5 protein-coding genes are annotated in these 4493 nt (G+C 69.3%); all 5 read left to right on the forward strand.

Annotation, left to right across the window (positions count from 1 at the left end; all coding sequences use genetic code 11):
- Positions 1-621: tetratricopeptide repeat protein (locus BM242_RS07240; RefSeq protein ID WP_483883324.1), on the forward strand; the 621-nt coding region annotated here is incomplete at its 5' end.
- 120 nt (positions 622-741) lie between these two features.
- Positions 742-1173 carry an SAM-dependent methyltransferase gene (locus BM242_RS07245; protein ID WP_093838234.1) on the forward strand — a complete coding sequence of 144 codons (432 nt, stop codon included), beginning with the start codon at positions 742-744 and terminating at the stop codon, positions 1171-1173.
- A gap of 384 nt (positions 1174-1557) precedes the next feature.
- Complete coding sequence (locus tag BM242_RS29255; RefSeq protein WP_175541303.1) at positions 1558-1716, forward strand: hypothetical protein; 159 nt, start codon at positions 1558-1560, stop codon at positions 1714-1716.
- A gap of 290 nt (positions 1717-2006) precedes the next feature.
- Positions 2007-3380 carry an NsdA family TPR-like regulatory protein gene (locus BM242_RS07260; protein WP_093837876.1) on the forward strand — a complete coding sequence of 458 codons (1374 nt, stop codon included), beginning with the start codon at positions 2007-2009 and terminating at the stop codon, positions 3378-3380.
- Positions 3377-4084, forward strand: a complete 708-nt coding sequence (locus BM242_RS07265; protein WP_093837877.1) for an SDR family oxidoreductase — start codon at positions 3377-3379, stop codon at positions 4082-4084. Before BM242_RS07260 ends, BM242_RS07265 begins: the two co-directional genes overlap by 4 nt.
- The last annotated feature ends 409 nt before the right edge of the window (positions 4085-4493 follow it).

The following is a 4493-nucleotide window of genomic DNA, read 5'->3' on the forward strand; positions in this document are numbered from 1 at the left end:
GGACACATCCTGCGCGCCATGGCCCACCAGGCCGTGGACCTCGGCCACCCCCGGCACGCGCTCGCCCTGGCCGACGCCTCGCTGGAACAACGCCGCTACACCCGGGCCACACCCCGCGAACGCGCCCTGCTCGGCGTGGTGCACGCCCGCAGCCTCGCCGCCGCCGGCCGCAAACCCGAAGCCCTGGCCGCACTCCTGCGCGCCGAGAACGACCTCGCGGATGCGACCACCACCGGGGAGGACCCCGGCCGCGTCTGGTTCTTCGGCGAGGCCAGCCTCGCCCACGAAACCGCCTGCACCCTGCGCGACCTCGGCGACCTGCAAGCAGCCGAACGCGAATTCCGCCGCAGCGTGCGCACCCGCCGCACCCAGGAATTCACCCGCACCCACGCGGTGACCCTGGGATACCTCGGCGCCCTCCAGGCCCGGCAAGGCGCCCTCGAAGCCGCCTGCACCACCTGGACCCGCGCCCTGGAGACCATGGACGGCGTCCAGTCCGGCCGCGCCAGGGACACCGTCATCCACATGCGCCGCATGCTCACCCCCTTCCGAGGACGGGGCATCAGCGCCGTGACCGACCTGGACACCCGCGCCCGGGAAGTCCTCGCCCGCGTAGGCTGACCCGGCCGCCCCACGCGGCACCACCAGGAGCAGCAACTCCGCAACCCGCAGCGGCAGGAGGAGACACACGTGCCCGAGACCCTCCAGGTCCAGGCCATCGCCACCGTGGTCGGCGGCCACATGGAACCGGCCGACGACTACCAGGGCGGCGTGGAATCCGTCATCCGCCTCGACGCCTCCTACCCGCTGGAGACCCTCCAGGGCATCGAGGAGTTCAGCCACCTCCTCGTCGTCTGGCACTTCCACCGCGCCTCGCCCGACGACGTCGCCCTGCACGCCCGCAGCCCGCGAGGCAACCCCCGCTGGCCGGCCACCGGCACCTTCGTGCACCGCAACCACCGCCGCCCCAACCAGCTCGCGGTCAGCTTCCCCCGCCTTCTCCACGTCGAAGGCCGCGACCTGCACGTCACCGACCTCGACGCCGTCGACGGCACCCCCGTGATCGACCTCGCCCCCTACTTCGAGCACATGGGCCCACGCGGACCCGTCCACCAGCCCACCTGGCCGGCCGAAATGCTCACCGACTACTGGACACCCGCACACCAGCGCTGACCAGCTGCGAGGGATCCCGCCGCCCGGTTCGAGGCAAGGTGGCGGGGATGGCCGGGAAGCCGCAGGGGCGTCGGCTCGTGCCCCGGTGAAGGCCGTCGGGACAGCCATCTACTCCCCTCCCTCTGCGGCCAGGCCCGGACGCGTGAAGACGAGGAAGGCGTGGTGGGTGGCGAGGTCCTCGAGCGCCCGGTCCTGGTCCGTGGCCGGGGCCAGCGTGTTCCAGTCCGTGGTGATGACCCCTTCAGCGAAGCCACTTCCAAGCAGCCTTCGGACCTGACGCCAGCACGAGCGATTGGCCAAGGACGTCCCGCAGGGACAGGCATCGCACACTTCCCGGTGGATGCGGATTCCCGCTACCTCGGCGAGATGCCGAATCTGTGCGATATGACTCTCGTGGGCAGCGGAACCGACACCGCAGAGGAGCGCTACCGCACCGACCGGGCGCAGCTGCGCGCGCTCCAGGGCCGCAACGAAAAGCGCTGCCAGCAGTCCGTCGACCGGCCCTGGAACAGCGAAGGGGACCTCGAATCCCAGCGTCCGTGACAGGCCAGCTGCATCAGTGGGACCGGCGGGAGCCCACTGGACGAAGGGAGACGGCCGGGGAGCCGGTGGCAGGTCGGCATCCTGCTCCCAGATCACACTTCTGCGGTGCACCGCGACGACCTCCTCACCCTGAGTGATTGACGGGACTCATAGCCAACTGGGGTTCCAGCGGTGTGGCTAGAGCTGGCTTGTGGTCTCGTTGTGGCCTTCCGTGCGCGGCGGTGCCCCAGAAGCCGACGCGGCGACGGGCGCGCCCGTAGCATGAAGCGAGCAGGCGGAAGGGGCAGCTGATGGCACGCAGGGAGGACCGGGCGTTCTACGTACATCCGTTGAGCGTGGTGCGGGCCGACCGCGGCTGGACTCAGCAAAACCTCGTGGACGTCGTTGCCCGCCGGTTGGGCAATGCAGGAAACGGTCGGCAGAAGGCGTGGCGGTGGGAACACCGCGGTGTCACGCCGGATCGGCCCAGCCAGCTGGCGCTGGCGGCGGAACTGGGTGTTCCGCCGGAGCGGGTGCGGCAGGAGCCGTGGCCGTGCTGGCTGCCGGACGGCGATCCGGTCCGTACCGACTTCGGCTGGACACAGCCGGGCAGCATCAGCGCCCTGGAGGACGCAGTGGAGCACGGGATGCGGGATCGCCGGGGGTTCATGAAGCTCACCGGCGCCGCCCTGGTCGGACTCGCGGAGGAGTGGCTTCGGATAGAGCCGAGCGAGCTGGCCGCAGCGGTCCGGGGCGGCCAGGTGACCCATGCCTTCGTTGACAGACTGGAGGACGGCGTCCCTCGGCTGCGGTTCCTCGAAGCCGAACGCGGCGGGCTACGTGCCCGACAGCTCATCAGCGCCGAGCTGGGCATGGTCGTCGAAGTCCTGGACAGCTCCTCCTACACCACGGAGATCGGCAAGCGGCTGTTCGCCCTTGCAGGCGAACTCAGCCGCATGGCCGGCTGGGCCTGCTTCGACGCCGGACTCCACGCGGCGGCCCAGCGCTACTGGACCGCCGCGCTGCACGTGGCGCACGCTGCCGGCGACCGCACCATGGGTGCGAACGTACTCAAATCGATGAGCCTGCAGTGCTACGACGCAGCCAATCACCGGGAAGCCCTGGCCCTGGCCCGCAGCGCGTACGAAGGCGCGGGGCAAACCACCCCCCGTGCCCGGGCGATGTTTGCCCTGCGCGAGGCACGCGCCCACGCCGCCCTCGGCGACCCGGCCGCGTGTGAACGGCTGTTGGGCGAAGCGGAGCACGCCATCAGCAAGTCCGGCCCTGCCGACGAAGACCCGCCATGGCTCGGATACTTCGATGGCGCCGAGTTCTGGGCCCAGGTCGGCACCTGCTACCTCGACCTCAGTCGTGCCCGGCACCGCAGCGAGCATTCGGCCAAGGCGGAAGCGCACCTCGAGCGGACCCTTCAGTCACTCCCCAGGACCAAGATCCGCGACCGGGCCACCTATGTCACCCGCCGTGCCACCGCCCAGGCGCAGCTCGGCGAGCTGGATCACGCATGCCACCTGCTCACGGAGGCCATTCCGCTGATCCAGCAGGCCCCCTCACGGCGGAACACCCAGCACCTGCTCACGGCACGCGCAAGCCTGCCGTTGAACAAGCGCGACCGGCGGGTCCGGGAACTGGACGAACAGTTGACGGAACTGGAACTGGCCTCATGAGCGAGTCACCACGCGTTGCCCTGGTGACCGGAGCCAACCGCGGTATCGGCCTGGCCATCGCTCAAGGCCTGGCGGAACGCGGCCTCCACGCTGTCCTGGCCGCCCGCAGCGAAAGCGCCGCGGAGCGGGAAGCCGACGAATTGCGCAGCCAGGGACTGCATGCCTCGGCGCAGCAGCTGGACGTGACCGACCCGGCGAGCGTCGCGCGGGCGGTCGCCGATACCACCCACGAACACGGACGCCTGGACGTCTTGGTCAACAACGCGGGCATCGCCATCGACCGCGGTCAGCCGGCCGGCAGCCCCGATTTCGAGAAGATCCACGCCACCCTGGAAACCAATCTCCTGGGCGCCTGGAGATGCTGCGCCGCGGCAATCCCGGAGATGCGCAAGCATGGGTACGGCCGGATCGTGAACATCACCAGCCACCTCGGGTCCATCAGCACCATGGCCGGTACGAACGTCTCCTATCGGGTGTCCAAAGCCTCACTCAACGCCCTCACCCGCATCCTGGCTGCAGAACTCAAGGACGCTGGCATCCTCGTCAACGCCGTGTCACCGGGCCGGACCAACACGCGGATGGCCTACGGCGAGACCACCCGGATGCCGGAAGAAGCCGCCGACACCCCGATCTGGCTGGCCACTCTCCCCGATGACGGACCCACCGGCCAACTCTTCTACGACCGTGAACCGCTACCCTGGTAGCTCGGAACGACCAATTTGCATTGTCGGTCCACCGCGATCATCACTGCCCTATCAAATCTCACTCTGGTCCCCTGAGACGTTCCGGAGTCGGGCCCTCGGCGCCCATACGTGGACAAAGTCATGACCCGGTCCGCTGGTCTGTCCTATCCTTGCATGGTCTGTCCGCATTGCTGCCAGCCGACACCGATGGTGTTCCCGCGTCGGGCTGGCGAAGGTGCGCTGAGCGAAGCCATCCCGTCGCACTTAGGAACCCGAAGTGTGGCAGAAATCCCCGGGGCCTACCGAAGCTGAATGTCTGAGTTGCCCTATATCCGTTCAGGTGTTGCGGTGTGCAGAGCCGCCACTCTGGCGAGAACGGTATGGTCAGGTGCCGTGGCGGCCGTCCTCCGGGACGGCCGAGAATCGCAAC

It is taken from the genome of Streptomyces aidingensis (assembly GCF_900112355.1).
GTDB classification, from domain to species: domain Bacteria; phylum Actinomycetota; class Actinomycetes; order Streptomycetales; family Streptomycetaceae; genus Streptomyces; species Streptomyces aidingensis.